Annotated in this window: 31 protein-coding genes; 23 read left to right on the top strand and 8 right to left on the bottom strand. The window is 60.1% G+C overall.

What is annotated here, in order from left to right; translation table 11 throughout:
* Position 1 precedes the first annotated feature (1 nt).
* From ACSBP4_RS08720 to ACSBP4_RS08700, 5 genes are all read right to left on the bottom strand, one after another.
* Positions 2–520, bottom strand: coding sequence for a hypothetical protein (locus ACSBP4_RS08720; RefSeq protein ID WP_435551965.1), 519 nt, complete (start codon positions 518–520; stop codon positions 2–4).
* The gene (locus tag ACSBP4_RS08715; protein ID WP_435551964.1) at positions 520–1473 is read right to left on the bottom strand and encodes a hypothetical protein; all 954 of its coding nucleotides are present in this window, start codon (positions 1471–1473) and stop codon (positions 520–522) included. The genes ACSBP4_RS08720 and ACSBP4_RS08715 overlap by 1 nt, the downstream gene beginning before the upstream one ends.
* A 173-nt stretch (positions 1474–1646) precedes the next feature.
* Entirely contained in the window at positions 1647–2507 is an 861-nt protein-coding gene (locus ACSBP4_RS08710) for a hypothetical protein (protein ID WP_435551963.1), read from the bottom strand.
* Positions 2504–3055 (bottom strand): hypothetical protein, encoded by a 552-nt coding sequence (locus ACSBP4_RS08705; RefSeq protein WP_435551962.1) that lies wholly within the window; start codon positions 3053–3055, stop codon positions 2504–2506. Before ACSBP4_RS08705 ends, ACSBP4_RS08710 begins: the two co-directional genes overlap by 4 nt.
* On the bottom strand, positions 3048–3347 hold the full coding sequence (locus tag ACSBP4_RS08700) for an AbrB/MazE/SpoVT family DNA-binding domain-containing protein (protein WP_435551961.1): 300 nt from the start codon (positions 3345–3347) through the stop codon (positions 3048–3050). Before ACSBP4_RS08700 ends, ACSBP4_RS08705 begins: the two co-directional genes overlap by 8 nt.
* A 125-nt stretch (positions 3348–3472) precedes the next feature.
* Between ACSBP4_RS08700 and ACSBP4_RS08695 the strand changes: the two genes are divergently transcribed.
* The 14 genes from ACSBP4_RS08695 (at position 3473) to ACSBP4_RS08630 (ending at position 14386) form a co-directional block, all read left to right on the top strand.
* Positions 3473–3889, top strand: a complete 417-nt coding sequence (locus ACSBP4_RS08695; RefSeq protein ID WP_435551960.1) for a hypothetical protein — start codon at positions 3473–3475, stop codon at positions 3887–3889.
* Between the two features lie 7 nt (positions 3890–3896).
* Positions 3897–4292 (top strand): hypothetical protein, encoded by a 396-nt coding sequence (locus ACSBP4_RS08690; RefSeq protein ID WP_435551959.1) that lies wholly within the window; start codon positions 3897–3899, stop codon positions 4290–4292.
* A gap of 25 nt (positions 4293–4317) precedes the next feature.
* On the top strand, positions 4318–4533 hold the full coding sequence (locus tag ACSBP4_RS08685; RefSeq protein ID WP_435551958.1) for a hypothetical protein: 216 nt from the start codon (positions 4318–4320) through the stop codon (positions 4531–4533).
* Positions 4530–4847: a hypothetical protein gene (locus tag ACSBP4_RS08680; RefSeq protein ID WP_435551957.1), complete on the top strand. Its 318-nt coding sequence runs from the start codon at positions 4530–4532 to the stop codon at positions 4845–4847. The genes ACSBP4_RS08685 and ACSBP4_RS08680 overlap by 4 nt, the downstream gene beginning before the upstream one ends.
* A 1-nt stretch (position 4848) precedes the next feature.
* Entirely contained in the window at positions 4849–5028 is a 180-nt protein-coding gene (locus ACSBP4_RS08675) for a DUF2188 domain-containing protein (RefSeq protein WP_435551956.1), read from the top strand.
* 3 nt (positions 5029–5031) lie between these two features.
* Positions 5032–8949, top strand: a complete 3918-nt coding sequence (locus tag ACSBP4_RS08670; RefSeq protein WP_435551955.1) for a hypothetical protein — start codon at positions 5032–5034, stop codon at positions 8947–8949.
* Positions 8939–9232 carry a hypothetical protein gene (locus ACSBP4_RS08665; protein ID WP_435551954.1) on the top strand — a complete coding sequence of 98 codons (294 nt, stop codon included), beginning with the start codon at positions 8939–8941 and terminating at the stop codon, positions 9230–9232. The genes ACSBP4_RS08670 and ACSBP4_RS08665 overlap by 11 nt, the downstream gene beginning before the upstream one ends.
* The gene (locus ACSBP4_RS08660; RefSeq protein ID WP_435551953.1) at positions 9229–9489 is read left to right on the top strand and encodes a hypothetical protein; all 261 of its coding nucleotides are present in this window, start codon (positions 9229–9231) and stop codon (positions 9487–9489) included. The genes ACSBP4_RS08665 and ACSBP4_RS08660 overlap by 4 nt, the downstream gene beginning before the upstream one ends.
* Before the next feature lies 1 nt (position 9490).
* A complete protein-coding gene (locus ACSBP4_RS08655) occupies positions 9491–9622 on the top strand; it encodes a hypothetical protein (protein WP_435551952.1) in 132 nt (43 codons plus the stop codon).
* The gene (locus tag ACSBP4_RS08650) at positions 9619–11175 is read left to right on the top strand and encodes a hypothetical protein (protein ID WP_435551951.1); all 1557 of its coding nucleotides are present in this window, start codon (positions 9619–9621) and stop codon (positions 11173–11175) included. Before ACSBP4_RS08655 ends, ACSBP4_RS08650 begins: the two co-directional genes overlap by 4 nt.
* Positions 11176–11322: 147 nt before the next feature.
* Entirely contained in the window at positions 11323–13326 is a 2004-nt protein-coding gene (locus ACSBP4_RS08645) for a hypothetical protein (protein WP_435551950.1), read from the top strand.
* 18 nt (positions 13327–13344) lie between these two features.
* Positions 13345–13710: a hypothetical protein gene (locus ACSBP4_RS08640; protein WP_435551949.1), complete on the top strand. Its 366-nt coding sequence runs from the start codon at positions 13345–13347 to the stop codon at positions 13708–13710.
* A gap of 5 nt (positions 13711–13715) precedes the next feature.
* Positions 13716–14024, top strand: coding sequence for a hypothetical protein (locus tag ACSBP4_RS08635; protein ID WP_435551948.1), 309 nt, complete (start codon positions 13716–13718; stop codon positions 14022–14024).
* Entirely contained in the window at positions 14021–14386 is a 366-nt protein-coding gene (locus tag ACSBP4_RS08630) for a hypothetical protein (protein ID WP_435551947.1), read from the top strand. The genes ACSBP4_RS08635 and ACSBP4_RS08630 overlap by 4 nt, the downstream gene beginning before the upstream one ends.
* A 409-nt stretch (positions 14387–14795) precedes the next feature.
* On the opposite strand, the gene ACSBP4_RS08625 is transcribed toward ACSBP4_RS08630, so the two are convergent.
* Positions 14796–16961, bottom strand: coding sequence for an ArnT family glycosyltransferase (locus tag ACSBP4_RS08625; RefSeq protein ID WP_435551946.1), 2166 nt, complete (start codon positions 16959–16961; stop codon positions 14796–14798).
* Positions 16962–17278: 317 nt separating this feature from the next.
* Here ACSBP4_RS08625 and ACSBP4_RS08620 point away from each other — a divergent pair, with 317 nt between their 5' ends.
* Together ACSBP4_RS08620 and ACSBP4_RS08615 are read left to right on the top strand one after the other, a co-directional pair.
* Entirely contained in the window at positions 17279–18292 is a 1014-nt protein-coding gene (locus ACSBP4_RS08620) for a Cdc6/Cdc18 family protein (RefSeq protein WP_435551945.1), read from the top strand.
* 142 nt (positions 18293–18434) lie between these two features.
* On the top strand, positions 18435–18707 hold the full coding sequence (locus tag ACSBP4_RS08615) for a hypothetical protein (RefSeq protein ID WP_435551944.1): 273 nt from the start codon (positions 18435–18437) through the stop codon (positions 18705–18707).
* 8 nt (positions 18708–18715) lie between these two features.
* Here the strand turns inward: ACSBP4_RS08615 and ACSBP4_RS08610 are convergent, their stop codons facing one another.
* Both ACSBP4_RS08610 and ACSBP4_RS08605 read right to left on the bottom strand, forming a co-directional pair.
* On the bottom strand, positions 18716–18907 hold the full coding sequence (locus tag ACSBP4_RS08610) for a hypothetical protein (RefSeq protein ID WP_435551943.1): 192 nt from the start codon (positions 18905–18907) through the stop codon (positions 18716–18718).
* Positions 18908–18971: 64 nt separating this feature from the next.
* Positions 18972–19232 carry a winged helix-turn-helix domain-containing protein gene (locus ACSBP4_RS08605; RefSeq protein WP_435551942.1) on the bottom strand — a complete coding sequence of 87 codons (261 nt, stop codon included), beginning with the start codon at positions 19230–19232 and terminating at the stop codon, positions 18972–18974.
* A gap of 257 nt (positions 19233–19489) precedes the next feature.
* Here ACSBP4_RS08605 and ACSBP4_RS08600 point away from each other — a divergent pair, with 257 nt between their 5' ends.
* The 7 genes from ACSBP4_RS08600 (at position 19490) to ACSBP4_RS08570 (ending at position 23487) form a co-directional block, all read left to right on the top strand.
* Positions 19490–20287, top strand: a complete 798-nt coding sequence (locus tag ACSBP4_RS08600; protein WP_435551941.1) for a PadR family transcriptional regulator — start codon at positions 19490–19492, stop codon at positions 20285–20287.
* Positions 20287–20556 (top strand): hypothetical protein, encoded by a 270-nt coding sequence (locus ACSBP4_RS08595; RefSeq protein ID WP_435551940.1) that lies wholly within the window; start codon positions 20287–20289, stop codon positions 20554–20556. Before ACSBP4_RS08600 ends, ACSBP4_RS08595 begins: the two co-directional genes overlap by 1 nt.
* Positions 20556–20801 (top strand): hypothetical protein, encoded by a 246-nt coding sequence (locus tag ACSBP4_RS08590; RefSeq protein ID WP_435551939.1) that lies wholly within the window; start codon positions 20556–20558, stop codon positions 20799–20801. Before ACSBP4_RS08595 ends, ACSBP4_RS08590 begins: the two co-directional genes overlap by 1 nt.
* Before the next feature lie 85 nt (positions 20802–20886).
* Positions 20887–21468 (top strand): J domain-containing protein, encoded by a 582-nt coding sequence (locus tag ACSBP4_RS08585; protein WP_435551938.1) that lies wholly within the window; start codon positions 20887–20889, stop codon positions 21466–21468.
* Entirely contained in the window at positions 21461–21748 is a 288-nt protein-coding gene (locus ACSBP4_RS08580) for a hypothetical protein (protein ID WP_435551937.1), read from the top strand. The genes ACSBP4_RS08585 and ACSBP4_RS08580 overlap by 8 nt, the downstream gene beginning before the upstream one ends.
* On the top strand, positions 21748–22341 hold the full coding sequence (locus ACSBP4_RS08575) for a hypothetical protein (protein ID WP_435551936.1): 594 nt from the start codon (positions 21748–21750) through the stop codon (positions 22339–22341). Before ACSBP4_RS08580 ends, ACSBP4_RS08575 begins: the two co-directional genes overlap by 1 nt.
* A 111-nt stretch (positions 22342–22452) precedes the next feature.
* Positions 22453–23487, top strand: a complete 1035-nt coding sequence (locus ACSBP4_RS08570) for a tyrosine-type recombinase/integrase (protein ID WP_435551935.1) — start codon at positions 22453–22455, stop codon at positions 23485–23487.
* Positions 23488–23917 lie beyond the last annotated feature (430 nt).

Genomic DNA, 23917 nt, shown 5'->3' with positions numbered 1-23917 from the left:
ATTACAACCATCCCCCGTCGTCGTCCGAGGACCGGTCGATCGTCTCGGACTGGTTGATCGTCTTGTTGAAGTTTTCTTGTTGCCAGCCGTCCTTCGATCGGGTTGCTCGCGAGATTATGCCCTGGATGGTCTCGAAGACGACCAGCCGCTGGGCCGAGTCGAGGGGTTCGAGCGCTTGACGGTCATCGTCAGCGGCGTACTTGCGCAGTTCGCCGGTCCAGATCGAATCTTCCGGCGGATGCAGCGCCTCGAGTTGCTTCATCATCACGCGCGCGAGCCACCGGATTTCGTGGACCTCGGCATCGTCGAAGTTCGCCAGCACCCAGTCCCGGCTGAGCATGTTCTTGAGAATCCGGACAGTCCCTTGATCCATCTCGGACGTCGTAATCCGGTCGACGTAGTCCGGATCGACTGGCGAGTCCTGGGCCCCTGCCGAGCCGAGGTTCTGCATGTGCATTTGCTGGCGGCGCTGTTCCTCTCGTTGCTCGTCGACGTCTTGCTCTGAACTAAGAACCCCCATTAGTCAAGCACCACCCGATCGAACTCGTCGGCCGTGTAGACCTCCATGTTGTGCGTTTCAGCGACGTGCCAGGTCTCGCCGAGTGATTCGACGAAATGATCGTTCTCTCGATGTCGAAGCGTCCCCCGAACGAGTATCTCGCCCGCGAGGTCCTGGATTTCACTCCATTCTGGGACAGATTCGGGCGTCGGAACGCGCTGGTGCTGGCGATGGACCCACTCGATCAGTTCGGGCGCCGTCTCGATCGTGCCGGGGAGCTGATCGACGCGATCTCGAACATCGTCCATGAAGTCTCCCGGGGAGACGGTCATCCCCCACTCTCGAGGGACGTGGTTCGCCAGTGGAGAGGGACCAAACGGGCGCGAACTGACGCCCGGTTCGAACGTTTCTTCGACGGGGACCTTCTTCGTCGGGAGCAACCACCACTCTCCTTGCCGGTCAGGTTCGTCGCCACTTTCGAACGCACTGCGGACCTGGTCCGGCCGTAAGAGGTCGAGGGCTTCTTGTGCCGATGCCGGCGCCGGGATCGGCGCGAACGTATCGACGAGGAATCCATACAGCGGAGTCGTCTCCTTCGCCGTCGGGTCGCTGCCGACGAAGAGGAGCGACTCGTCTGGAAGCGCAAAGAGGAGCGCCAGGTCCGCATCGTCAGTCGTACTCGTATCGAGTTCGTCGACGAGCCGAAGTTCCTCGAGCTGCTTGTAGTGATGGACGCGGCGTCGATCGTCGAGGAACTCTTCTTTCCCGACGGCCGGTAGCAGCGATTTGATGAACGCTGCTGTCTGCCGGTTGTAGTCCTTCCACGGCGGTTCGGTTGCTTGTTCGTAGATACTCTGCTCTCGAACTGGCGCGTCGACACTGACGTCGTCGGCATCGACTTCGATCTCGAGGTCGACGTCGTCGCGTACGCGATCAGTTTCCTGTTCGTCGACGATGTGGAGCTGTCGTTGCATGATTGGGCCTCGTGAGAACGATGTCTCTCTTCGAATTCCGCTGCGCCGCCAGCATCGCTGCCAGACCGGACGCCCCGGGCTGGGACGGCTGCCGGGTAGTTTCACAACTGAGGGTGCGAGACTCCCTACACGTGTAATGTATAGACGGTATCCGTGAGGTGGTAATTAATCGCTTAGTCGCCATCGCCATCACCTGAAATAATATTGCTGATGGTCGCTTGGCTGACACCGATCGCTTCGCCGAGCATCCGCTGACTTACTGCCGTTTCTTGGATTTCTGGATGGTTCCAGATGCCGCGGACGATGTCGTCTCTTGTCTCTTTCCGTGCAGCCTCTCGAGCTTTCTTCAACTCGTCTTTATGCTCGGCTGCGGGAACGAACGCATCACCGCCGTCACCGTCCCCCATCCGCTCACGCTTTTTCTGCGTGAGCTTGTTGTAGACATCCCGTAGCTGCGTGTTCTTCGGGATGTCCTCCGTCTCGATCCACTGGACCTGGCGTGTCAGGAGCTGCCCGCTGTAGGGTTCGTGCTCGAGGAAGTGGACGAGGCCGAGGCCTCGCCGGACCATCGTGATCCAGACGTCCGCGAGTCGGAGAATGTCCTTGTCGATGAACGACTTTGCCGGCGCGTTCAGAACGACGTATTTCTGCTCGACACGGCCCATCGACATGATTTCGCGGAGTGCCTTGTTCGTGTTCGTCATCGCCTCACGGTTCGACGCGCCAACCTCGCCCTCGTCCAAGACGAGCCCTGATCGAGGTGGCTGGGTCGTGTAGGCATTTCTGACCTCCTCGGGGCTGAGGGATGTCTTCTCGATCGTCAGCCCCTCTGCCGTCTGGTCCATCCCATCGGCGAGTTGGAGGCTTGTAACCGTTTTTCCGGTCCCGCGCCGTGCGCGATAGTCGTCGATGATGATGACGATGTCGCGGTCCTGCTCGAGGACCTCGTTGAATAGTTCCCAGAGCGGAGCCTCCTCTGGAAACGGGTTCGACCAGGACTTGTCGGGGATATCCGGACTGGAGGCAGAACTCATTGTCCGGGTTCAGGCGTTTTTAGGCCGCCTTTCGGCAGCCCTGCGGCATCTGCATCCGCAGCGAAGCCGAGGTCTTTCGTGATCTGGTTCAGTTGCCGATAGCACGCCCGCATCCCCGATACGGGGAGCAGCACACGGTACTGCTCGACATCGCTCGTTTCGCCGTAGAGTTCGTCGTCGCGCTCGATCTCGTTCTCGAAGAACTCGAACTCCCACGCGTCGAGATCGTCCAGAGTAACTTCGAGAGCCTTCTCTTCTGAGATCGCCACCGTTGCGAGGGTTTCGGTCCAGAGTTCCTCGTCCACACCGTCCTCCTTCCGATATGGTATCAACTGGTCGTGGTAGTCGATCACGGCGACGTGGGCCTCCATCGCTGCCTCTTGGGCCTCTGTCATCCGGTTTCGAGAACTGACCCGCCAGAGGACTTTGTTCGGATCAGGGACCGAAACCATCGCGTCCGCGACCTTTCGCCGGCAGTTCGATCTGGCCTCGTTCAGGACCGAGAGCCAGTTGCGGCCGGCTTGGGACTGCGTTTCTTCCTCAGTCATGGTTCTGGGCCGCTTTTTCAGGTGGTTGGACGACGAAGCCGCCGTTGTCATCGAGGAGCTGTGCCAGCACGTAGTCGTCTCCGGTGATCCCGAGAGCGTCGGCGAAATCAGCGGGGATGGTCATCGTGAACTGCGTGTAGCCGTTCCGTTCTTGAGCGCAAACGGAGATCGGCTTTATTTTCCCGTCTGTTGATAACTCATCGATGGTTTTCTCAGACGGCGGTGTTTGTGTCTGAGATGCCATTGAATGGTCGTCTGAGTTGTCTGATGAGTCGTAATCGAAAACTGGCATATCCGGGACTTCGAATCGCCCCCATTGATATTAAACCACGCATTTTACACATCATATCAAAACATTGTCTTGGGTGCGATTGTTGAAATTCGATCTATTTTAGCTGAGGTCGGTTGCGTCAGAGTATGCGTCTCAGTACGCGCCGCCGGAAGGCGGGAAGCAACGGATCGAATCGTATCATGTCGCTGCTCGCGACGTTCGTCGCGATGCTGTCGATGGCTCAGGCATGGCTCAAGTCGGCCTACCGAGTCCAGCTCCGACGGGCTCAGTCGAAGTACCCGACCAAGAGCGAGTCGGCGATCGTCCGAGCTGCCCAGGCGGGAACCGTCATCACGGTCGTCGTGATCGGCGTCGTCGCGATGGTCGGCGTGCTGATCTTCGCTCAGACGGAGCAGGCCATGCCGTCTGTCGATGGGCCGCTTAACGACTCGTTGACGTCGATCACGCAGGGTTTCGGCGACTCGATGGAGTTCGTTCCGATCATTATGATCGTGCTCCTCGCAAGCGTGGTCATCGCGGTCGTCCAGCGGATGCGAGCGTGATCTCGCCATGAACGTCAGCAAACGCCTCGCCGATCTGATCGCACTATTCGCGTTCGCTCGAGCATGGCTCAAGTCGGCCTACCGGCTTCAGCTCCGACGGGCCCGGTCGCGGTACCCGACCGAGAGCGAGTCGGCGATCGTCCGAGCTGCCCAGGCCGGCACCGTGATCACGGTCGTCGTGATCGGTGTCGTCGCGATGGTCGGCGTGCTGATCTTCGCTCAGACAGAGCAGGCGCTGCCGACTATGTCAACTAATGAATCGAACGAGAGTTACAGCCCGCTGGCTGGAACGGTCGACTCCATCACTCAGGGCTTCGGCGACTCGATGGAGTTCGTCCCGATCGTGATGATCGTGCTCCTCGCAAGCGTGGTCATCGCGGTCGTCCAGCGGATGAGGGCCTAACAAGCGGTAAACCCGCCTCTGACCCATGACCCGCATTTTTGCCATCGTAACCCTGGGAGTTGCTCTGTTAGCTGGTGGTGGCGCGATCTCCGTTGCCTACCAAGAGAGCAGTGCAGACAGCGCCCAGATGGACGGCATCGCTGAACTGTTCGCGAGCGGGGTCGAGATCTCCACGATCCTTCCATTCGTGATGATGGTCGGACTTGTCATCGCAACGCTGGGGGTACTGGCTCGATCATGATCCTCTCGCTGTACCTCGTCCTGCTCGTCATTGGAGCTGTCGGCACAGCACTTGTGATCGCAGCTGGGACGAAAGGGACCATCGGCGGAATTCGCGTCGATCGCCGAACGGGGATCGTCATCTCAGCGTTTATCTTCGTTCTCTGGGGGCTCGTCGCCGTCTCGAGCTTCGAGATTGTCGTCTACAGCGGCGGAACGTCTGAGACCGTGAGCTACCCGCAAGTGGCGTGGGTCGCTGTCGTCGGAGGTGCGACGGCACTGCTCAGCATGTTCCAGGCGGCGATCGAGGAGATCCAAGAAACTGGAGGAATCTGAAATGACAGTCAAAGTACTACCAAACGGAAACGGATGGCGCGTTACGAAAAACGGCGTCACGAAATCGAACCATCGGAAGAAGAGTCGGGCGAAGTCGAAGGCTCGAGGGCTCGCATCGTCTGGAGAACAACTCATCATCTACCGTGCAAACGGGACGATTCAGTCCCGCAGCGGGGGCTGATAGATGTCCGCGCGCGACCCAGATGGCTCCAGGTCCAGCCCCTATACAGAGAGCCAACAACAGCAGCGTCGACCTGGAGAAGCACCACGCGGTAACATCTCCGACCTTAGTCGAGATGAGCAGCTGCAACTCGAACAGCAGCGCCGCGAAGAGCAACGTCGCGCGCAGAGCGTGCGGGAGGAGACCGCCGCAGAAGTCTCTGACGAGGAGCCTGTCGATATCGGTCCGGGCGATGTCGAGACGACGGTTCGAGACGGTCGCATCGAAGGCGAACTCACAACGAGCGCCCAGCGGCGTGTTGTTAGTGGGAATCTCGACGAAGAGGTCGAGATCATCGACCTCAGCCAAGACGATATCGAGTTCCAGATGGAGGGCGACGATGTCGCCGGAGCAGAGCTGACGCTGGATGCCCAAGAGCGGGCGACTCGCCAACAGGCCGCGGAGGAACTTGACGAAGAGATCGACGTCATCAACGTCGATCCGAACGAGGACATCAAGGTCCAAACTGAGGACGGAGAAGTCACTGGCGCACAGTTGACGCTCGAGGCTCAGAAGCGAGCCGCGAGACAGGAAGTCGCCCAGAGTGTCGATGTCATCAATGTCGACCCAGAAGAAGACGTCCGTGTTGAAACCGAAGACGGCGAAGTCGTCGGTGCTGAACTCACGTCCAGTGCAGAAGAAGAAGCGGAAGAAGCAGCCCGTGAGGAGGCTATTTGGGATGCGAAGTTAGAAGCGACGCGCGAGTGGGAGCGCCAGACAGGTATCAACGCTACGCCGGAGGATTTCGAAGTTTGGGGCGGAGAAGTTGTCCCCTCGGCTGAACTCGAAAGGCAGCTCTACAGTGAAGAGTATCAAGAAGAAGTCGTCCGCCAACAGATCGCCGACGAACAGGATGTCGATCCAGACGAGGTCAACGTTGATGTCGAAGACGGCGAGTTCAGCGCCGATATCGAGGGCGGTGGACTGATAGACAGGATCCAAGATGTTGGCGGAGAGATAGCTGGTTTCCTCTCTGGCGAATCAGACTTCGAAGATATTGTCGATACAACCAGCTCAGCTATCGACGAGATCTCGTCGCCGACGCCAGACGAGGCTGAGGGTGATGTCGAAGAGACGCTGGGTTACGAGGTAAACCCCAGCGATTTCGGCAGCGACGGATCGTTCTCGGCGCAGCCATCCGAAGATCTCCAGCGCCGCGCAACCGCGGCCGAACTTGATCGTCAGACCGAGTCCGATGTCTCTCCCTCCGATATCGTCCTCGAGGATGGCGAGGCGCGACCGGCGGAGTCAGTGCAGCGCGAGATCGCCGCGAGGCAGATCAACCAGCAGTCAAGCGTCGATGTCAGCCCCAGCGATGTCGTGATCGATGAGGAGACAGGCGCTGCGCGTCCGAGTGACGAGGTTCGGGAAGAGATGGTCATCGAGTCGGCGGTGAACCCCGACCAGAACGCTCTGGTCGAACAGGCAGATCAGTTGCTGCCATTCATCGATACCGGCCCCGATTTCGACCGCGGAGACATCGAGGACGTGGAGTTCGGAACTGGAGGGCCCACCCTCGAGTTTACCGAAGAGTACAGGGCTCAACAGATTCGTGAGCAGGTCTCAGCCGAGAACCCGGACCTCGGTACTGACGATATCGTGGTGACGCCTCGTAGCGAGGACGACATCCAGCAGTCCCAGCAGTTCGCATCGCGGATGGCGGAAGGGTCTCCGAGTGACGTGTCCGAGTTCGATGTCGAACTGACCGAGGAAGCGCGCCGTCAACGAGCGCGGGAACAGATCGCTGAAGAAGAGGATGTCGACCCGAGCGATGTCGAGATCGTCGGCCAAGACGACGGTGAGTTCGAAGCCGAGATCGAAGGCGCGGACGGAGGGGGCCCGATCTCAGTCGCACGCGACGAGGTGTCGACGCTGGTTGCAGAAGCGTCGGATCCAGGCGATGTCGCCGACGCGGTCGGAAACGTCGGCTCGGCTGTCGTCGATCGGGAGCTGAGTAACTTCCACGTCGACCCGCGCGAAGTCGATGGCCCCCTCGAGTACGGCAGTGAACTCGTCGATGCGTACCAGGAGGATGTCATCGACACGAGTAACATCTCCGTGCGTGACCCGGTCGGGACGGCTGTCGAGGTCGAATCCCGAGTCAGCGACGATCTGAACGAGATCGAACCGACGACTCGAGAACAGCAGTTCGACACCCTCGAGACGATCGCGACTGCCCCGGCATCGGCGAGCGCGACGGCTGTGGGAACGGCTGCAACCGCTGTCGACAACCCGAGAGCAACAGCCGAAGCGGTCGGGACGGCGCCGTTCGATGCCCAGACGGAGGCTATCCGGGTCGGGGCAGAGGTCGCAGAGTATGCCGAGGACGTCCAAGCAGAGATCGGCGACTCGGCCGTCCCGGGAGTCGTTGCGGCCGGTGCACCGATAGCGGCTGCCGAACCGACGCCAGCTGGGGAAGCAGTTCTCGGTGGCGCTGCGGTACTCGGCGGCGCTGCGATCGCTGGATCGGTGGCTGCTGATCGGTACGGCTCTGGGCCCGGAGAGGTGACCGCAACGGCGACCACGGAGATCGAGGCGCCAGAGGATCGGGTCGACTGGGGACAAGACGAAATCGCCGTGCCAGCGGACGAGGAAGCAACGCCCTCGGAGATCGAAACGCCGGCCGACGGGACAGAGGAGTTTCGTGAGATCTCGATTCCCGAGTCGCTCCAGGGCTCCGAAGGTGAGCTCGAGGTCGTCGTCCCCGATGGGATCAGCGAGGGCGACGTCTCGATTGAGGACGGGCAGATCCAGTTGCCGGCCGAAGCAGCACTCGCTTACGCCGAGCAGCGTGCGCAGGAAGAAGAGGAGGACGAAGAGGAAGACGGAGAAGAGGACGATGAGGAACCGGTCCAGGAGGAAGAGCCGCTGGTCCCCGAGGAGATGATCCCCGAGGAGACGGTCGTTATCGGTCAGGAGGTCACCGAAGAGGAGAGCGTCCTCGAGGACGTCGAAGAGGAATCCACCGACGAGATCGTCACCATCGGCGGGATTCAGGGCGTCGATGATGCAGAGCCTGATAGCACAGAAGCGGATGAGGAGTTCGCTGAGCAGCCTGACTCTGTCTCGATCGAGGACAAAGGTGGTACGTCAGACGTTGATATGGAACCGGTCGTCGACTCTTTCGAGGCCGCGGAGCCGGGCCCAGGCGGGGAGACAGACACCGCAGCCGGTGCAGTCGATGAAGACCGACCGGAAGTCATCGACGATACAACCGAGTTCGAGGTTGTTGAGGATCGCCCGCAGTTCGAGAGCATCGACGAATCGGTTGCAGGGACGATGGCCGACGGCATCGAACAGGGCCTCGAGGAGACGCAGACGGTCGAACAGTCCGTGTCGGCCACTACCGAGGACACTGCGGCAGACGTAGCGGCCGAGATCGAGACGACGCTCGAGTCGGTCACCGAGACCGACCAGCAACTCGATCAGGAGATCGCGACAGCCCAGGCAGCAGACGCACAGGCCCAGCAGGATCTCAGTACGCAACTCGATCAGGATCTGGGTGCGAGTGCTGCGGAGTCCGCTGCCGAAATCGAGGCTGCTCTCGAGGCAACGGCGGCGACTGATGCACAACTCGACGAGGCGCTCGACGATACGTTCGCTGAAAGCACCGGTCAGACGTTCGGGACTGAGTACGGCTACGGATCTGGATCTCAGTCGTACCAGCGCCCACGTCGGCCACGAACGCCCGGTCTCGAATCCGATTTCGACGCGGTCGAGACCAACACTGGCGGCTGGGTCCAGGACCGCATCGAGCGTCAGTTGCCGGATCCAGGCCTCACGGACTTCGATGCGCCGGCACCGGCAGATGATCCGCAGGACGAGATCGAGCGTGAGTTGACTGAACTCGAGGCTGAACTGGAGGGGTTCGATGACTGGTAGGCGTCCTATCGGCCTCGAAGACGATAATCGAGCGCTCACGTACAACATCGCCGTGTTCCTGGCGACGATCGTGATCGCGTTCCTGCTCGCGATGGTCCTTGAGCCAGCATCCGATCAGATGCTCGATATCGCGGCCAACGAGACGTCGAGGGAGAGTTCGCAGCAGGGGCAGAGCTACGTCCGACTCGCCTGGACGCATCTCCATTTGATCACGGTCGGGTTCGGAGCGATCCAGCTGATCGCTGCGGCCGCGTACGAGGCCAACGTGGGTGGTCGTCTGTGAGGGGCGTCGCCGTGTTCATCTCGGGTCTGTTCATCCTGACCGCGATCACGATGTTCACGGGCGTGATGTACGAGCCGATTCTCGAGATCGTCGCGAACAACGGGGCGGTTCAGCAGGCCGGGCTGGCATCGGACGCGACGGACATCGCCGATACAGTCCTTCGCTGGATGCCGCTGATGTACATCGCCTACATACTCGTCTGGGCGACGCTCTGGTACTTCCGTCGCGAGCGGATGACGGCTCCTCGAGGTAGATAGCATGTCTGAGATCACCACTGAGGATCTGGAGGATATCGTCCGCGAAGAAGCGTCCGTCAGGCGTCCTGACGGATCTACGGTCACACTGGCGGACCTGATCGCCAGCAACCAGCAAACGAGTGAGAACGCATGAGTACCGACAGTCACGGCGAACCGGAGATCGAACAGCTCGAACAGCGCGTTGATCAGCTCGAGACCCGAGTCGATGAGGAGCTCGCAGTCGAAGACGAGAGCGGCAAGAAGGTCACGCTCGGGAGCCTGCTCGATATCGGACTCACCCGACGGCAGGCGCTCGCGGCGATCGGCCTCGTCGCCTACGGCGCCGCGATCCCGACCGCGATCGTCAAGGCGACCGGGACCGTCGAGGCGCAGTCCTCGAACGCAGTAACCGGGATCGATCAGCTCGGAACGTCAAGCGATCCGATCGGGGCGATCTACACTGATGGGCTGTATCAGAACACAGACCATATCGATGCGACCTCGGTCGGTGCAGAGGAATTCTCTAACATCAAGGTCATCTCTCAAGGCGACGACCCAGTTACCAAAGTCGACAACGCTGGCGTCGATGGGGCTGTGATTTGGGATCCCGGTACCTTCGTGGTCTCCAGTAGCGTCACACCACAGTCGGGGCAGACGTGGTTTATTGGACAGGGAACACGGATCGAGCCGGGCGGCGACTTCCCGGCCATCGATTTCTCCGGGATCAACGGGTGGACCTCGGGAATAATCCGGGTGCGGGACCCGAACAACAACACGACATCGGTTGCGGGTGTTCGGGGAGACGACTTCACCCGCTGTAAGCTGGCCGGATTCGACGTGAACGGATGTTATGATGGCGTGAAACTCCTCGGTTCCAATAATTCCCTCTGGAACCATATCGAATACATTATTTCACGGGAGAACCGGAACCGGCAACTCCACTGGGAAGGCGATCTTCACGACAACACGGTCGTCAACACCTTCCTCGAGGGGATCACCGGCAGCGGCGGAAGCGAAGACGGACTCTACTACGATACACCCGGCTCGGCTGAGCAAAACCTCGTTGAAGCCAATAAGTTCGTAGTGGTCGAATCCATCCTCAACGGCCGCCATGGGGCCAACTTCGTCGGTGCAAACGAGCCAGAGTTCTTCATCCTGCATACGGACAGCAACGATGGCAAAGGAACGTGGTTTCAGGGAGCGACGAAACAGGTCCGAATCCGGTCACTCTGGTCGAGTTCGAACCTCGGTCGTGGGGTCCATCTCGAAGGTACCTCAAGCACGCCGCTGGAAGAAATCCAGATTGGCGACTGCTATACGTGGAATAACGACTTCCACGGCGTCGAGGCGTACTACGTCAACGACTTGTCGATCCGGTCGCTCATCACTAACAACAACTTCGACGGATCGGGCAACGGCCGTGGCTTCTACGCGACAGGGAGCGTCAGCGGTGACATCGGTTACCTGCGATCATACGGCAACGCGCAGGGAGTGATCGGTCCCGGTGCGGACGATCTCTCGATTCAGGCTGAACGCGTCAGTGAGGGGCTGAATTACTCCGACTTTCAAGCAGTGAACGGATTCAGCGAAGAAGCTGCCGGCTCTGGAAACGCTCCGTCGCAGACGTATCGTCGCGGCACCGTAATCGAAAACACCGACGATAGCACGATCTGGATCGAAACCAGTGGCGGGAAGGTGCAACTATGAGCAACAACACTTTCGATCATCTGGATAGCGACGAACTGCTCGAGGCGTATCACCAGACGCTCGACGAGACGCTGCTCGAGGCATACCTGAAACGCGAACAGTCCTGAGACGCATTGACCGCTGACTAAACCAACACAAAACTGATACATGACAGACGAAGACGAGGGCGGAATCGATCGGAAGCAAGCAGCACTGTTAGTCATGCTTGGCGTCGCGATCGCACTGACTCCCGTCCTCGTCTACGGCGCCCTCAGCTACACCTGGGAGGCGGGGTCCGGGATCACGTTCGAGCAAACCGACGGGCCCTCCGTCGAACTCGGCACCGGTGTCGAGACCGACTCTGAAAACCCGTTCCCAGACGATCACACCGTCGATCTGTCCCCGCAAGGCACCTTCCACTCGAACAACTCCACGTACGTGCGCGTCGATAATTGGGGCAGCGACAGCACCTGGACACAGCTCTCAGACATCAACGCATCCGAGGCAGCACTGACGGCGGACATCGAAAACCGGGAGCGCATCGTCATCGACGGCGATGCAACCGCCGTCTCCTACCACTCGATCGGCGTCGGAGAGGGCCACGTGATGACCGTCGAACACGCCGATGGCGGTCAGACCCAGATGACGGTCGGTGGCTTCAGCGATTCGGACCGGGTCGCGGTCATCGACGCCGACACCGGAGCGATCCTCGAGGCGACCGATGTCAACTCGGACGGAGAGATCACGTTCGCAACAGATGGAAGCAGAGACCTCAAGTTCGAATCGGGCGCCACGGTCGACCTGTCTGTGACGGATGCATCGCCGACGGGCGATTTGAGTTCAGCGCCAACCGAGTTGTCGGTTGACGTCTCCTCATCGATCGATGACGAGATCTCCGTCGATTTCACTCTTAACGGAGAGACCATCGGATCGGAGACTGTCTCTGGAGGGTCCGGTACCGCGTCGGTCTCGATCGACAGCTCAGACACTGTGAGCGGGACCAATACCTGGGAGGTCACCGCGACTGACAGCCTGAACCAAACCGTCAGCGAATCGCACTCGTTCCAGGTTCCCGACGAGCTGCGGATCTACAACGAGAGCGATCCGGACCAGTTGGTTACCGATGACGTGAACGTCGAAATCACGTTCTTCGGATCGGACGATACAGTCGAGAGGCGGACGGTTTCGAACGGTACGGTGGACATGTCTGGCCTTCCAGTGGACGAAGAGTATACGATCCAAGTAGAGGCCGACGGTTACATCACGCGCCAGACGATCATCCGGTCGCTCTACGAACAGCAGAGTGCGTTCCTACTTCCGGAGAACGCAGAGACGGTCACATCGCGGTTCGAACTTGACGACCCGACCGGCCAGTTCGACCAAGATAGCACTCGGATCCTCATCCAGAAACCAGTCGACCGCAACGGGTCGACTACCTACGAGACCGTCGTCGGCGACGTCTTCGGGACGGGTGAGTTCAGCACCGTCCTCGAGCGCGATCAGCGATACCTAATCGAGGTCGAGGACATGGACTCCGGACGGATCCGAGAACTCGGGCCGTACGTGGCGACCGCCAGCGAGAACGTCGTCCTTGAAGTCGACCAGCTGGACTACGAGTTCGAAGACGAGGATGTCGGCTATCGCTGGAACGCCAGTTACGTTGAGGGAAGCGACGCGATCGATTTCGTGTACGACACCGACCGCGGCTTCGATGAACTTGAGGTCAAGATCGTCGAACGCGGAGGAGACACGGTCATCGCCAGCGAAACGTGGACAAACGGTGAGAGCATTCAAGAGCGGTTCCCGGTCCCCGACGAGGTCCAGAATCCCAACGCGACTACCTACCGCGTCGAGTGGTCAGCAACGGTCACTGATCCTGATGGCGAGATGTCGGACGTCAATGGATCCACTGTCATCGGACCAGGACTCGGCGACCCGACCGAGGGGATCGGCGATCGCGTCCTCGAGTTGGTGGCGATCCTGATCATCCTACTGGTCGCCGGCCTGTTCTCAGCCGCGAACGTCGGCATCGGCGGCGTCGTCACGTCGCTGACGGCTGGACTGTTCTGGATGCTGGGGGTACTCCCGGGAGTGGTTTCGGGCATCATGATCGTCGTGGCGCTGATGCTCAGCGTCCTCTGGATGGTTCGGAACGCGAGGGGGCCGCAGTGAGGTGATTCAACCATGTCAATGAGAGCAACAACGAGCATCGTCCTGTTCTGGATCTGGTTCAGCGCGAGCGCCGCGCTGCTCGAGGCGACCGGCATCGCGAAAGCCATGGGCGTCTCGACGTCACTCGGCGCTGGCGAAGGACTCCAGACTGCCGTGAACGGACTCAACACGATCGAGTCCGGCGGCGTCTCAGCTGAGTCGATCGTCGGTTTGACCACGATCGGGACCGGCGCGATTCAGACGTTCGTCGGCGGGCTCAGTGCGGGCCCGCGGATCATGATCAACGTCGGCCTCCCGGCCGAGATCGTCGTGTTCCTGCACGCGCCGGTCGGGCTTCTTGCCGGCCGGATGATCATCTACGGGCTCGCACAGAGAGAGCTGTGATTCCAATGGCATGTGAAACTAAAGCGGCTGACTTGTTCCTCGAAGGAGAATGGTTCGAGAGCTTCCAGTGTTGGATCACTGCTGGCGGTGATCCCACGTTGCAGATGCTCATGCCATCGGTGATCTGGGGCGTCATCCTCGTCGCCTTCTTCGTCGTCGGTAGCTCGCCGTTGATCCCGGTTGTCCTGTCGATCATCCTCGCGGGCGTGATCTTCGTCGCGTTCCCCGCGGGTGCGCTTCAGATCGTCGTGATGACGATGCTGACCGTCCTCTCAGTCGGCGGTCTCGTCTTGACCTGGAGGATGGGCCGATGAGTGTCGTCCTGCTTGCGCTCGCCGCGCTCGGCGCGCCCGTCCTCGGCGCCTGGTTGCACGAGCTGACCCACGCCGCAGCGGCGTGGGTCTTGGGCGGCGAGGTCGTCACGATCGATCTGCTCTATCTTCACGTCGGATTCCGGTTCGAGCCGCGGGCCCCGATTCGCGAGCGATTGGTCCTGCTCGCCCCGGCGATCGTCGGCGTCGCGATCGCACCGATCGCGCTGCTCAACTGGGGCGGGGAAGTCACGCCCTGGACGCTTGTCGGCGTGATCGGCTGGGTCGTCTACACGCTCAACGGCGGCACGCAGGGAGAGTTGCGGCTGTCGGTGGGTTCTGAGCCGTCAGTAGATTCAAGATAGTTATAACGTCAGTTCCAATAACTGATGAGCGACTGTGACTACTCGGGTTGTTCGGGAGGGGACGGTCTTTCGAGTGCGTGTTCGTTCTGCAAGGACATATTTTGTGCTGACACCGGCTCCCGGAGAAGCACGACTGCGAGCGGATCGAGGTCACACAAGTCGTGGCGCCTGGAGGCCCGACAGTCAGTCAGCCCGACCTCGTGTTTCAGGATTTCACACTGATTATCTTACAGCTGAGGATTCTACGCTACGGGATCGGTAAGCTGGGACATTGGTTACCTCCGGTCATATGGGAACGCACAGGGAGTAATCGGTCCCGGGTAGACCATTTCTCGATATCGGCCGAACGTGTTGTAACGAGAAGGTACAACTGTGAGATGATTGGGGGCGCTTGTAGGGATTCGACTCCTCAGGAGCAGGCTGTGCCAACAGATTTCACGGAGAGTGAGTGTTTACCAGGCTTCTCAGCGTGTGCAGCGACATATATCGCGAGCGATACGCGATCTGGTTCTTCCCAAGACTCATTCCAGTATTCGCTGATGTTGAGTGTCTGCGTATGGTAGCCTGATTCCGCCGGAAGCACCACATATCGCCATCCATCTCCGTCAACTACCGTGGTATCCTCTGCCTCCTGTGAAAGGGCAAACATCAAGCGGTTACCGTCATGTGTTACTGATGCGCCCGCCTCAACAGATCTCGGTTCACCAAGGCTTGAGTTGGTTGAGGTCTTGACGCACATGGGGATCGGCTCTTCCGGGAACCTGATCAACTGTGCTGTTTCGGCGTGGGCCCAACCGGACTCGGTTTCTGCTACCCCATCCTGTGAGAGAGCGATCTCAAGGCTGTTATCTTGGGCCGATAAAGACGCGCTGTCGCCGCCTCTAACGTTCGTCAACGTCCGCCATCCGATGGCATTTTCACCATTAACGGTGTGGAGGTCGCCGTTAAATATCACGTTTGTCGATTCGTTCGATGGCTCGTAGATTCCAATATACCCGCCATCACCCATCGGGACAGCCTTCACCAGTTCTGAATTTTCACGTATGGTCGCCATAAACTGGTCATTTGACGCTTGCCAGTCCCCAGCCCAACTCCGCAACCACGGGTCAAGTACGATGTAATCCGGGTTCTTAGACAGTATCTGCTTTGCGTATTCCTCTGGTTGTTGGTCTCTCATGTAGAGATGGGCAAACGACTCATACTCGTTGATCGTCGTGACGTCGTCAGTTAGGGCTGTAAGCGTGGGATTTGACGAATACACTACATTCGCGTTCTGGGATTCGAGGTAGTCCGTTGTTTGCTCATAAGCATCAGTCTCGCCGTTAGGTGCGATCTGCCACGTGACATCATACCCGTGAAAGACATATGGGATAGGGAGGGATAAGACCAGAAACCCACAGAGTAAAACCGATATGACAAGGATCTTCATCCGCTTACTGACCGTTCCCTGCCTGAGAGAGGTCCATATATCTCGTGGAATCTGTCCAGCCAATCCCAGCGTCATGAACGGGTACAGCGCGATATAGTATCGAGGAAGGTAGGAGAGAAACTGCGCCAGCAAAAATGCCGCGAGAAGTCCACACCCCATGAACAGATTCTGAGTGCTGTACTCGTCACCGTTCCAGATATTATAGATGGGGCGCGCCAGAATCAGCAGGATTGCTGGAAATGTTGCGAGCATCGGGAGATAGTACCAAGATAGCCAACTCGAGTTTCGCTGGTAGTTTTCGATGGCGCTCAAGAACGAGGGGAACGAGCCTGTTCCATCTCTGCCTATGTGAATAAGAACTGTCTGTTCAAGGAACGTTTCTGGGATCGTCAGCCAGAGGTGTGCCGTCACGAGAAGAAATCCAATAATTGTCGACACGACGAGAGTGGCAAAGGATTTTGCTGCCGATAGGCTCTCGGTATCCGATTCAAATACAGACAGAACCAAGATGGCGAGCGCCCCGACACCGACTCCAAGCACTGCCGGTAGGAAGACGAATTTCGTGGCGGTCATTAGCCCGAGTGCGATACCCGCAAGCCCATACCGTCGTAACCGTGCATCTTCGCCGCGGATGAGCGGCAGAAGAGCAACAATAGCGAGAGAAAGGAAAAGAATTGCAAGTGGCTCTTGAACAGCTCTCCGGCTGATGTACACGTTGATTGGATTGAACGCAGAGAGTGCTAATGCGATAATTGCTGCCTCAATGTGGAATAACTCATACGCAACGTAACCGATAGCTGCCAATCCAAGGAGCGAAAACACGACCGAGAGGTATCTGGCGTAGAGAAAATCGTACCCTGTGATAGCGTATAATCCGGCTAGGACATATTCATAAAGCGGTGGATGTACAAAAAAGACATCTGTGTAAAGCGATTTTCCTTGACCGATGAGTCGTGCAGCAAGCACCCATGCACCCTCATCATAGTCATGGACACGATTGAACCATGTCGGGAGATTTCTAAGGCGAAGAAATACCGCTATGAAAAAGACGGAAAAGACGGAAATTTTCTGTTTAGTGGTAATTGAGTCTGGGAGTATTCGTTCTGCATACGGTTGGAATTTTTCAGGTATATATTTGTGCCTCATTGATAGAAGCTGTCAATTTTGTAGAGCAATAAAGTTAGCGTTCCTCATATTCACGTGTGCAGTACTGATATGTAGTGTATGGCCGATTCATCTTCTCGAATCTGTAAGAAAGGAATCTACAGAAGCACGATCAGCGTGCCGATCGCGACGGTCCGCATTCTGGAGGGACGCGGCGGCGCGGCCTGTTGAGGATCGGTTGGTCTCACCCAGCGGCTCCTCCCCGGCGCTGGACTGGCGAAACATACTTTCGAATCGAGCAGCCATTGAGTACTTTCACATCAATCTGATTTATTGACTATCAATATAGAATACCAGTTATGACTATCAAGAACGCTCGAGCGCTCCGGCCGCGCCACGTCCCGAGCGATCTCCACCACCGGGACGGGAAGATCCGCCAGTTGGCCGACGCGCTCCAGCCGATCGCCGACGGCGATATCGGCGAGAACGCGCTCATCTTCGGGCCCAGCGGAACCGGGAAGACGACGCTCGCGAAGTTCGTTGTCCGCGAGCTTGAGCGGGAGACACTCGATTTCCGCTGGGGCTATCACAACTGCATCTCCGGGTCTTCGAAGTCCGAGGTCCTCTACGGTATCATGCGCGACGCAGGTCTGGGGGCTGATCTCAGGAAGACCGGTTCGCCGACCAGCTCGTTCATCGACCGCTTGCGAGAGAGCGACCGGCGCGTCATCGCGATCGTCGACGAGGTCGACGTCCTCGAGGACGACACCACGCTTCAGGCGCTGATCGACACGCCAAATGTGATCGTCGTCGCGGTCACGATCGACGAGGACGATCTCTTCGCGCGACTGGATAGCCGCGTTACCAGCCGGTTGCGCAGCGCCGAGCCGATCCGACTCAAGCGCTTCTCGCTCGCGCAGTTGGTCGACATCCTTCAGGCGCGGATCCAGGCCGGGCTGCGGCCGGGGACAATCACCGACGACGCAGTCCAGCATATCGCCGACGCCGCTGCGGGCGACGCTCGCGAGGCGATCGGGATGCTACGTAGCTCGGCACGGGCGGTAGAGCGGAGTGACGACCGCTCAAAGATCACCGTTGATGTCGTCGACGCCGAGCGGGACGCGGCCCTCAAGGAGATCCACCTCGAGCGCGTCGAAGATCTCGGGACGCACAAGCGACTGCTCTACGACATCATCGAATCCGCGGAGGAAGTCCCGTCGACAGAACTCCACGAGACCTACGAGCAGCGCGCTCAGGATCCCCGCGCAAAGAGTACGCGGCGGAAGTATCTGCAGAACCTTGAGGAGAAGTACGGCCTGATCGAATCGAACGGAAACGGGAAGGGGAAATCCTACGCCGTCCCCGAGTTCTGAGTTTTCCGTTCGTTTCCGTTCGTTTTCCGCTATCCGAAGTAGACGCTCTCTCAATGACGTAATCGGCCGGGAGAGTCGATATCGGTCGTTTTCCGTTCGCCTCCGCTCTGGACTTATTCCCATCTGTGATGTTCTCTCGAGCATGTCGATTCGTACCCTCGAGGACAACGCTGACGAACCGCGACTGCGGACCGAACTGGACGATGGGCGGACCGTCGATATCGAGATCACGGGCTCGCCGAACAACAAGCGGCGGGTCGACGTCTCGGTCGACGGCGGCCAGACCTGGATCTTCGCCGTCGAGGACCGGACCGCCGGGCTGATCGACCTTCATGGAGCGGGCCAGCCCGACGAGGTTCCCAACTGGATCGAGCCGCTGCTGCAGCGGATCGGGATCGAGGGTGTCGAAGAATGAGCGCGGCGTCAGCTGTAGGCTCCTCTATCGATCTGTCGCTGCAGTTCGCAGAGGGAGAGGCCATGTCGCTCGACGATCGCCGCCGCGAGGTCATGGGCGCGGTTCGCCCGGTCGGGCGCGTCGTCCTCGAGGCGGTAGTGGTGGCGAAGCAGTGCGTCGGCGATCAGCAGGTCGTCCTGTGGGTGATCGGTCGGGAGCATGCTGGCGTTGGCCGCGGCTTGTCGGATAAAGTCTCGGCCGCGAACATGAAGGTGGTCTGTGGGGCTATTCTTCGTCGTCCTCGAAGTCTTCGGGCGGGACCTCGCCGTTTATGTACCCTCTACCGTCGTCGGTTAGCTGATGAACTGCTCCGGGCTCGTCGTAGTACTCGACTAAGCCCTTTTCACGTAGTATCATCAGATGTTCGCGAATCGTATCCCTTGACCAGTCCGTATTGTCGGAAATCACCCGAGGTGTCAGAACAAGCTCCTTCACGCCACCCTCGTTCCGAAGGAGTTCAAGGATGTCTCTATCAACCGGAGTCATCCATTCTGCCAACCTCGGTTCCATCCCGTGCTTCAAGGCACGGTTCTGTTTTTACTATTTTCATAGCATTTCGCACACCCACAAAAACAAGTGTTAGACACTTGGTTCTGTGGGTTAGGTTTATGTTTGCAGGAACAAGACTGTGGGTCACGAGAGATCCACGTGGACCTGACTGTCAGTTGGGTCCGCACAAAATCTGCGGGCCGGTGCTGGTGACACCGGGTCCGCGCGGCTCTCGTATCCGAGGTACGAAAGCCATGCAAGACGACACGACGCGGGGACTTAACAACCCCGCAACGACTGCGGAATCGACTTCTGAGACAGCTACGAGTCCGTCCCAGAGCCTGACGCTCTGCTACGAGACGGCGGGCGGAACGCAGCGCAAGATTCGCTTCGCACCCGCTTCGGGCGGCGAGTGGTACATGGCAGAGTCCGAGTGGAACGGCTGCCGGTACAGAGAGAACGGCTTCCGCCGGATCACGGACTACGGCCTCGAGTTCAGCGAGATCCCAGAACCGATCACACGCGCGGTCCTTGCGGAGTTGTTCGAGACCGCGCTCGAGGGCGACGGCGTCGCCGACTTGGACGTGCTGAACGCGATCGCGCGCGAGACGTTCGGCGACGACCGTCTCGCCGAGGCGAAACACCGCGCCCGACGCAACCGAGACGATGACGACGATGGCGATCGGGAGATCGTCGCGGACGGCAGCGCGACGTGGGGCGACCTCTCCGCGTTCCAGCGGGACTGCCTCGAGGCGATCGCCCGCCTCAAGCGCGACGGCGAGACGTCGTACGGGCTGGCGATCAAGCGCGACCTCGAGGACGACCGTGGCGAGGAGGTCAACCACGGCCGACTCTACCCGAACCTGAACGAACTCGCGGAGTTCGGCTTTGTCGAGATCGTCGAACTGGATCGGCGAACCAACGAGTACCAGCTGACCGACGCCGGTCGGCGGATGCTCAAGCATCGCGTCGAGCGCCGAGCCGACGCGCTCGGGCTGGCCGTCGGCGAGCGCGAGGAACGCGAGGTCGTTGCTGACGGAGGTGAGGAGTGATGTCCTCGAAGATGGGGCGGCCGCCGGAAGCGCGCGAGGCGACGCTCGAGGCGATCCGCGAGCTGGCGGCCGCGGGCGAGACCGACGGCGCGAACGGCGGCGTCGCGACGCAGACGATCGCCGGGGAGATCGACCGCGGTCGGAAGGCCGTCGCGAAGTACTGCCGGCGGCTCCGCGAAGAGGAGAAGATCCGGCGCGTTCACGGCCTCGGACCGAACGGCCCGCGCCCGAGTTGGCTGCCCGTGGACGGCGACGGAGGTGGCGAGTGATGCCGTGCGGATACTGCGACCTGTCGGGTCACTCGATCGACGTCTGTCCTGAACGCCTCGAGGAGTACCACGGCCTCCCGAGCGATAACTGCGAGGACGAGGACGAAGAGCAGGAGAAAGAGATTGCGACGGACGGAGGACTCTGGGACTGCCCGGACTGTGGTCGGTCGGTTCACCCGCTGGTCAACCCGCTACGTTGTCCGCGCTGTCAGACCGAGAACCCGAACGCGGGTGGTTGCGCATGAACTGGATCAGCGAGCCCGAGACCGTCTGGTGTTCCGAGTGTCAGCGCTACCGGATCAGTTGCGCCCACCTGGGCGGTGGTCAGCGATGACGCTCAACTGGCCAGCAGAACTCGAGCAGACCGAGACGGCCGAACGTAAGCGAACGACGAAATTCGACGTCGATCTCGAGCAGTCGATCAACGATATCGAGACCGAGATGGATCGGCTGGGTGTCGACGACTGGCGGCTCGAGACAGCGATGGACCACCAGTCTCGGGACCCGAACTACCCGTACGCGAACCAGCCCCAGCCCGAAGATCCGGGTGTCGTGCTTCGGTGGTCGATGGGCGGTGACCAGTTCGCGGTTGCCTGTGATTACTACACGCGGCCGCGGGACAACGCTCGCGCGATCGGGCTGTACGTCGCCGAAAAGCGGAAGATGGAGAATCGGCCGGTCGCCACGGGCCAGTCCGAGTTCGCAACGGCCCGGTTGCCAGCTGCAGACGACGACGCCGTTGTCGCGAGTGAACCGCCGCACGAGGTTCTCGAGATCTCGCCGGACGCCGACGACGGCGTCGTCAAGGCGGCGGCTCGAGCGAAGAAGAAAGAACATCACCCGGACGCTGGCGGTGACCGCGAGCGCTTCCAGCGCGTTGTCAAGGCCGAGGAGGCGATGCTCGATGACTGACGACCGGCACGTCCTCGAGCGGCAGGCGGAGGCGATGGAGGCGATCGCGACCGAGCTACGCTACCAGAACGCCGTGCTGTGTGAACTGCTCGAGGCGATGGACGATCTCTCCGCGCGGGTGGATGATCACCACCACGCGGAGCACGAACCGCGCGATCGCAGCGGCCGCGCACTCCAGAGGGATATCCAGGATCGGCTGTTCGAACGCGATCGCGACGAGGACGAGCATCCCCAGTTCCGCTGGGGCAGTCCCGAGAACTGGCAGAATGGTGATTCATGATGACCGAAGATTCCCGCCCGAACTCCGAGGAACTGCTCGAGCAGCGTGCCGGCGAGGTCGCCGACGACCATTCGATTCGCTGCTACGACTGCGAACACGTCGTCCCGCGACACGACGTTTCTATCCGCGAGATCGTGATCCCACATCAGGACGGCTTTGGCTACGAAGAGGTCCCGGTCCCGCTGTGTCGCTCCTGCCGACTCGAGCGGTTCGGTCACAGCTGCGATCTTTGCGGTCGGCGGTACCTGGACCTCGAGGCTGCACTGCGTTGCTGTGACGAGCGCCTCGAAGGCGGTCGGCTGCGTGCCGACGGCGGACTTCGCGAAGCGCCCGAGGGATTTGTCCGCTGCATCCGCTGTGACGGATCCGGCGAGTACATCGAGTGCTACGACGATCTCTGTCACGCGAACGGGCGCTGTACTCACGGGAACAACACGTGCGCGCTCTGTCGCGGCTACCGGTTCATCAGTCGCGAGCTGCGGAACAAGTGGGAGTCGCGCGACGCGTTCGCGGCCGTCGACCTCCCCGAGGCGGACATGCGCTTCCGTGGGATCGATCCCGACGAGGCCGGAGGTGAGTCGGGTGGGCAGTGAGGTCTGTTCCACGTGCGGCCTCGAGAAAATCGGTAGCCGCTGTCTCACCCGCTGGTGCGAGGACCGCCACTCGAGCGTCGATGAGGTTTTCGAAAGTAGCGAGATAGATCGATGAGTCAGAACCGAGACCTGACCCCACGGGAAGCTCGAGACAGGTTCCTCGCGCGGCGGAAGTCCGAGAACACGGAAAACACCCTCCGGAGCTACAACAATCGGCTCACTCGCTTCGTCGAGTGGGCCGAGGAGGCCGAGATCGAGTCGATGTCCGAGCTCGACGGCTGGCTCCTGGACGAGTACCGCGCCCATCGCGAGGAGGTCGACGTTGCTCCGACGACGCTGAAAGGGCAGCTGGTCGCGCTGAAGCAACTGCTCGACTTCTGTGCGTCGGTCGACGTCGTCGACGACGATCTCCCGGCGAAGGTGAACATCCCGGAGCTGTCGAAGGAGGAGGAGACCAGCGACGACAAGCTCGAGGCCACCGACGCCCGATCGCTGCTGGAGTTCTATCGGAACTCCCGGCGCCATCACGGCGTCGCGAAGCACGCGCTACTCGAGTTGCTCTGGCACGTCGGGCCCCGCATCAGTTGCATCCGTGCGCTCGATCTCGGTGACTGGGATCCTGACGAGCGGACGCTCCGGTTCCGTCATCGGCCGCCGACGCGACTGAAGGACGGCAAGGACCACGAGCGGAACGTCATCGTCTCCGAAGACGTCGCCGACGCGATCGAGCATTACGTCGCTCGCGAGCGGTTCGACGTCCGGGACGACCAGGGGCGGAAGCCACTGTTCACGACGCGGCAGGGCCGGGCCTCCGAGGGGACAATCCGCTCGTGGGCGTATTTGGTCACCCAGCCGTGTCTGGACGTAGCCTGCCCGCACGGGCGGAATCGGGCGACCTGCAAGTTCACCCAGCGCACGCACGCGAGTAAGTGTCCCTCGAGTCGGGCGCCCCACGCGATCCGGACGGGGTCGATCACGTGGCAGCTGAACCAGGGGCTGAGTTACGTGAAGGTGGCCCGGCGCGTCGCGGCGTCGCCGGAGACGATCCGGCGCTACTACGACAAGCCCGACCACGAGCAGGATCTCGATCGCCGGCGGCCCCTCACGGAGAACATGGACATCACGAACGACGAGGGGGACCAATGACCATGCAACAGATCACAAATATTTCACGACAGATTACGCAGACGGCGGTTACCAGTCGCACCGAAGCATCAACAACCGCTCGGTTGCGGACCCTCCGACCCCATATTCTCGCCGCTCGCAAACTCGCGAGCGGCGCGTATTGGACGAGGAGGATTTGAACGAGACTGCGGTTCTGCGACCGTAGTGAGCAGGTTCGCAGGCGTTGTTCAAATCCCCTCCGACACCTATTCGAGACAACGGTCGTGAGTGACGGTCTCGAGTTTACGGCAGGTAGATCCCACGAAGAGCGGTACCACGCTCGAGGCCGACGAGAACGACGACTCGCCGAATGTGAATCGATACGATCCGTTCCAGACTGAAGGCCGATAGCGTCGAGACTGTCGCGACGATCGCGAGTGAGGCCCTCGAGAAGTGGTCGAAGTCAGGGAAC

Origin of the sequence: Natrinema sp. CGMCC1.2065, assembly GCF_051225675.1 — an archaeon.
Classification (GTDB): Archaea; Halobacteriota; Halobacteria; order Halobacteriales; family Natrialbaceae; genus Natrinema; species Natrinema thermotolerans.
This window is presented reverse-complemented; position numbering and strand designations above follow the sequence as displayed.

What these genes read in the sequence shown, in the direction of transcription:
- ACSBP4_RS08630 (WP_435551947.1), top strand. Translation starts at nt 14,021, where the DNA reads ATGAGTGTCGTCCTGCTTGCGCTCGCCGCGCTCGGCGCGCCCGTCCTC.
- ACSBP4_RS08600 (WP_435551941.1), top strand. Translation starts at nt 19,490, where the DNA reads ATGCAAGACGACACGACGCGGGGACTTAACAACCCCGCAACGACTGCG.
- ACSBP4_RS08570 (WP_435551935.1), top strand. Translation starts at nt 22,453, where the DNA reads ATGAGTCAGAACCGAGACCTGACCCCACGGGAAGCTCGAGACAGGTTC.
- ACSBP4_RS08575 (WP_435551936.1), top strand. Translation starts at nt 21,748, where the DNA reads ATGACCGAAGATTCCCGCCCGAACTCCGAGGAACTGCTCGAGCAGCGT.
- ACSBP4_RS08590 (WP_435551939.1), top strand. Translation starts at nt 20,556, where the DNA reads ATGCCGTGCGGATACTGCGACCTGTCGGGTCACTCGATCGACGTCTGT.
- ACSBP4_RS08615 (WP_435551944.1), top strand. Translation starts at nt 18,435, where the DNA reads ATGTCGATTCGTACCCTCGAGGACAACGCTGACGAACCGCGACTGCGG.
- ACSBP4_RS08655 (WP_435551952.1), top strand. Translation starts at nt 9,491, where the DNA reads ATGTCTGAGATCACCACTGAGGATCTGGAGGATATCGTCCGCGAAGAA.
- ACSBP4_RS08610 (WP_435551943.1), bottom strand. Translation starts at nt 18,907, where the DNA reads ATGCTCCCGACCGATCACCCACAGGACGACCTGCTGATCGCCGACGCA.
- ACSBP4_RS08690 (WP_435551959.1), top strand. Translation starts at nt 3,897, where the DNA reads ATGAACGTCAGCAAACGCCTCGCCGATCTGATCGCACTATTCGCGTTC.
- ACSBP4_RS08695 (WP_435551960.1), top strand. Translation starts at nt 3,473, where the DNA reads ATGCGTCTCAGTACGCGCCGCCGGAAGGCGGGAAGCAACGGATCGAAT.
- ACSBP4_RS08625 (WP_435551946.1), bottom strand. Translation starts at nt 16,961, where the DNA reads ATGAGGCACAAATATATACCTGAAAAATTCCAACCGTATGCAGAACGA.
- ACSBP4_RS08700 (WP_435551961.1), bottom strand. Translation starts at nt 3,347, where the DNA reads ATGCCAGTTTTCGATTACGACTCATCAGACAACTCAGACGACCATTCA.
- ACSBP4_RS08705 (WP_435551962.1), bottom strand. Translation starts at nt 3,055, where the DNA reads ATGACTGAGGAAGAAACGCAGTCCCAAGCCGGCCGCAACTGGCTCTCG.
- ACSBP4_RS08580 (WP_435551937.1), top strand. Translation starts at nt 21,461, where the DNA reads ATGACTGACGACCGGCACGTCCTCGAGCGGCAGGCGGAGGCGATGGAG.
- ACSBP4_RS08675 (WP_435551956.1), top strand. Translation starts at nt 4,849, where the DNA reads ATGACAGTCAAAGTACTACCAAACGGAAACGGATGGCGCGTTACGAAA.
- ACSBP4_RS08640 (WP_435551949.1), top strand. Translation starts at nt 13,345, where the DNA reads ATGAGAGCAACAACGAGCATCGTCCTGTTCTGGATCTGGTTCAGCGCG.
- ACSBP4_RS08595 (WP_435551940.1), top strand. Translation starts at nt 20,287, where the DNA reads ATGTCCTCGAAGATGGGGCGGCCGCCGGAAGCGCGCGAGGCGACGCTC.
- ACSBP4_RS08710 (WP_435551963.1), bottom strand. Translation starts at nt 2,507, where the DNA reads ATGAGTTCTGCCTCCAGTCCGGATATCCCCGACAAGTCCTGGTCGAAC.
- ACSBP4_RS08635 (WP_435551948.1), top strand. Translation starts at nt 13,716, where the DNA reads ATGGCATGTGAAACTAAAGCGGCTGACTTGTTCCTCGAAGGAGAATGG.
- ACSBP4_RS08665 (WP_435551954.1), top strand. Translation starts at nt 8,939, where the DNA reads ATGACTGGTAGGCGTCCTATCGGCCTCGAAGACGATAATCGAGCGCTC.
- ACSBP4_RS08650 (WP_435551951.1), top strand. Translation starts at nt 9,619, where the DNA reads ATGAGTACCGACAGTCACGGCGAACCGGAGATCGAACAGCTCGAACAG.
- ACSBP4_RS08720 (WP_435551965.1), bottom strand. Translation starts at nt 520, where the DNA reads ATGGGGGTTCTTAGTTCAGAGCAAGACGTCGACGAGCAACGAGAGGAA.
- ACSBP4_RS08715 (WP_435551964.1), bottom strand. Translation starts at nt 1,473, where the DNA reads ATGCAACGACAGCTCCACATCGTCGACGAACAGGAAACTGATCGCGTA.
- ACSBP4_RS08620 (WP_435551945.1), top strand. Translation starts at nt 17,279, where the DNA reads ATGACTATCAAGAACGCTCGAGCGCTCCGGCCGCGCCACGTCCCGAGC.
- ACSBP4_RS08685 (WP_435551958.1), top strand. Translation starts at nt 4,318, where the DNA reads ATGACCCGCATTTTTGCCATCGTAACCCTGGGAGTTGCTCTGTTAGCT.
- ACSBP4_RS08680 (WP_435551957.1), top strand. Translation starts at nt 4,530, where the DNA reads ATGATCCTCTCGCTGTACCTCGTCCTGCTCGTCATTGGAGCTGTCGGC.
- ACSBP4_RS08670 (WP_435551955.1), top strand. Translation starts at nt 5,032, where the DNA reads ATGTCCGCGCGCGACCCAGATGGCTCCAGGTCCAGCCCCTATACAGAG.
- ACSBP4_RS08645 (WP_435551950.1), top strand. Translation starts at nt 11,323, where the DNA reads ATGACAGACGAAGACGAGGGCGGAATCGATCGGAAGCAAGCAGCACTG.
- ACSBP4_RS08585 (WP_435551938.1), top strand. Translation starts at nt 20,887, where the DNA reads ATGACGCTCAACTGGCCAGCAGAACTCGAGCAGACCGAGACGGCCGAA.
- ACSBP4_RS08605 (WP_435551942.1), bottom strand. Translation starts at nt 19,232, where the DNA reads ATGACTCCGGTTGATAGAGACATCCTTGAACTCCTTCGGAACGAGGGT.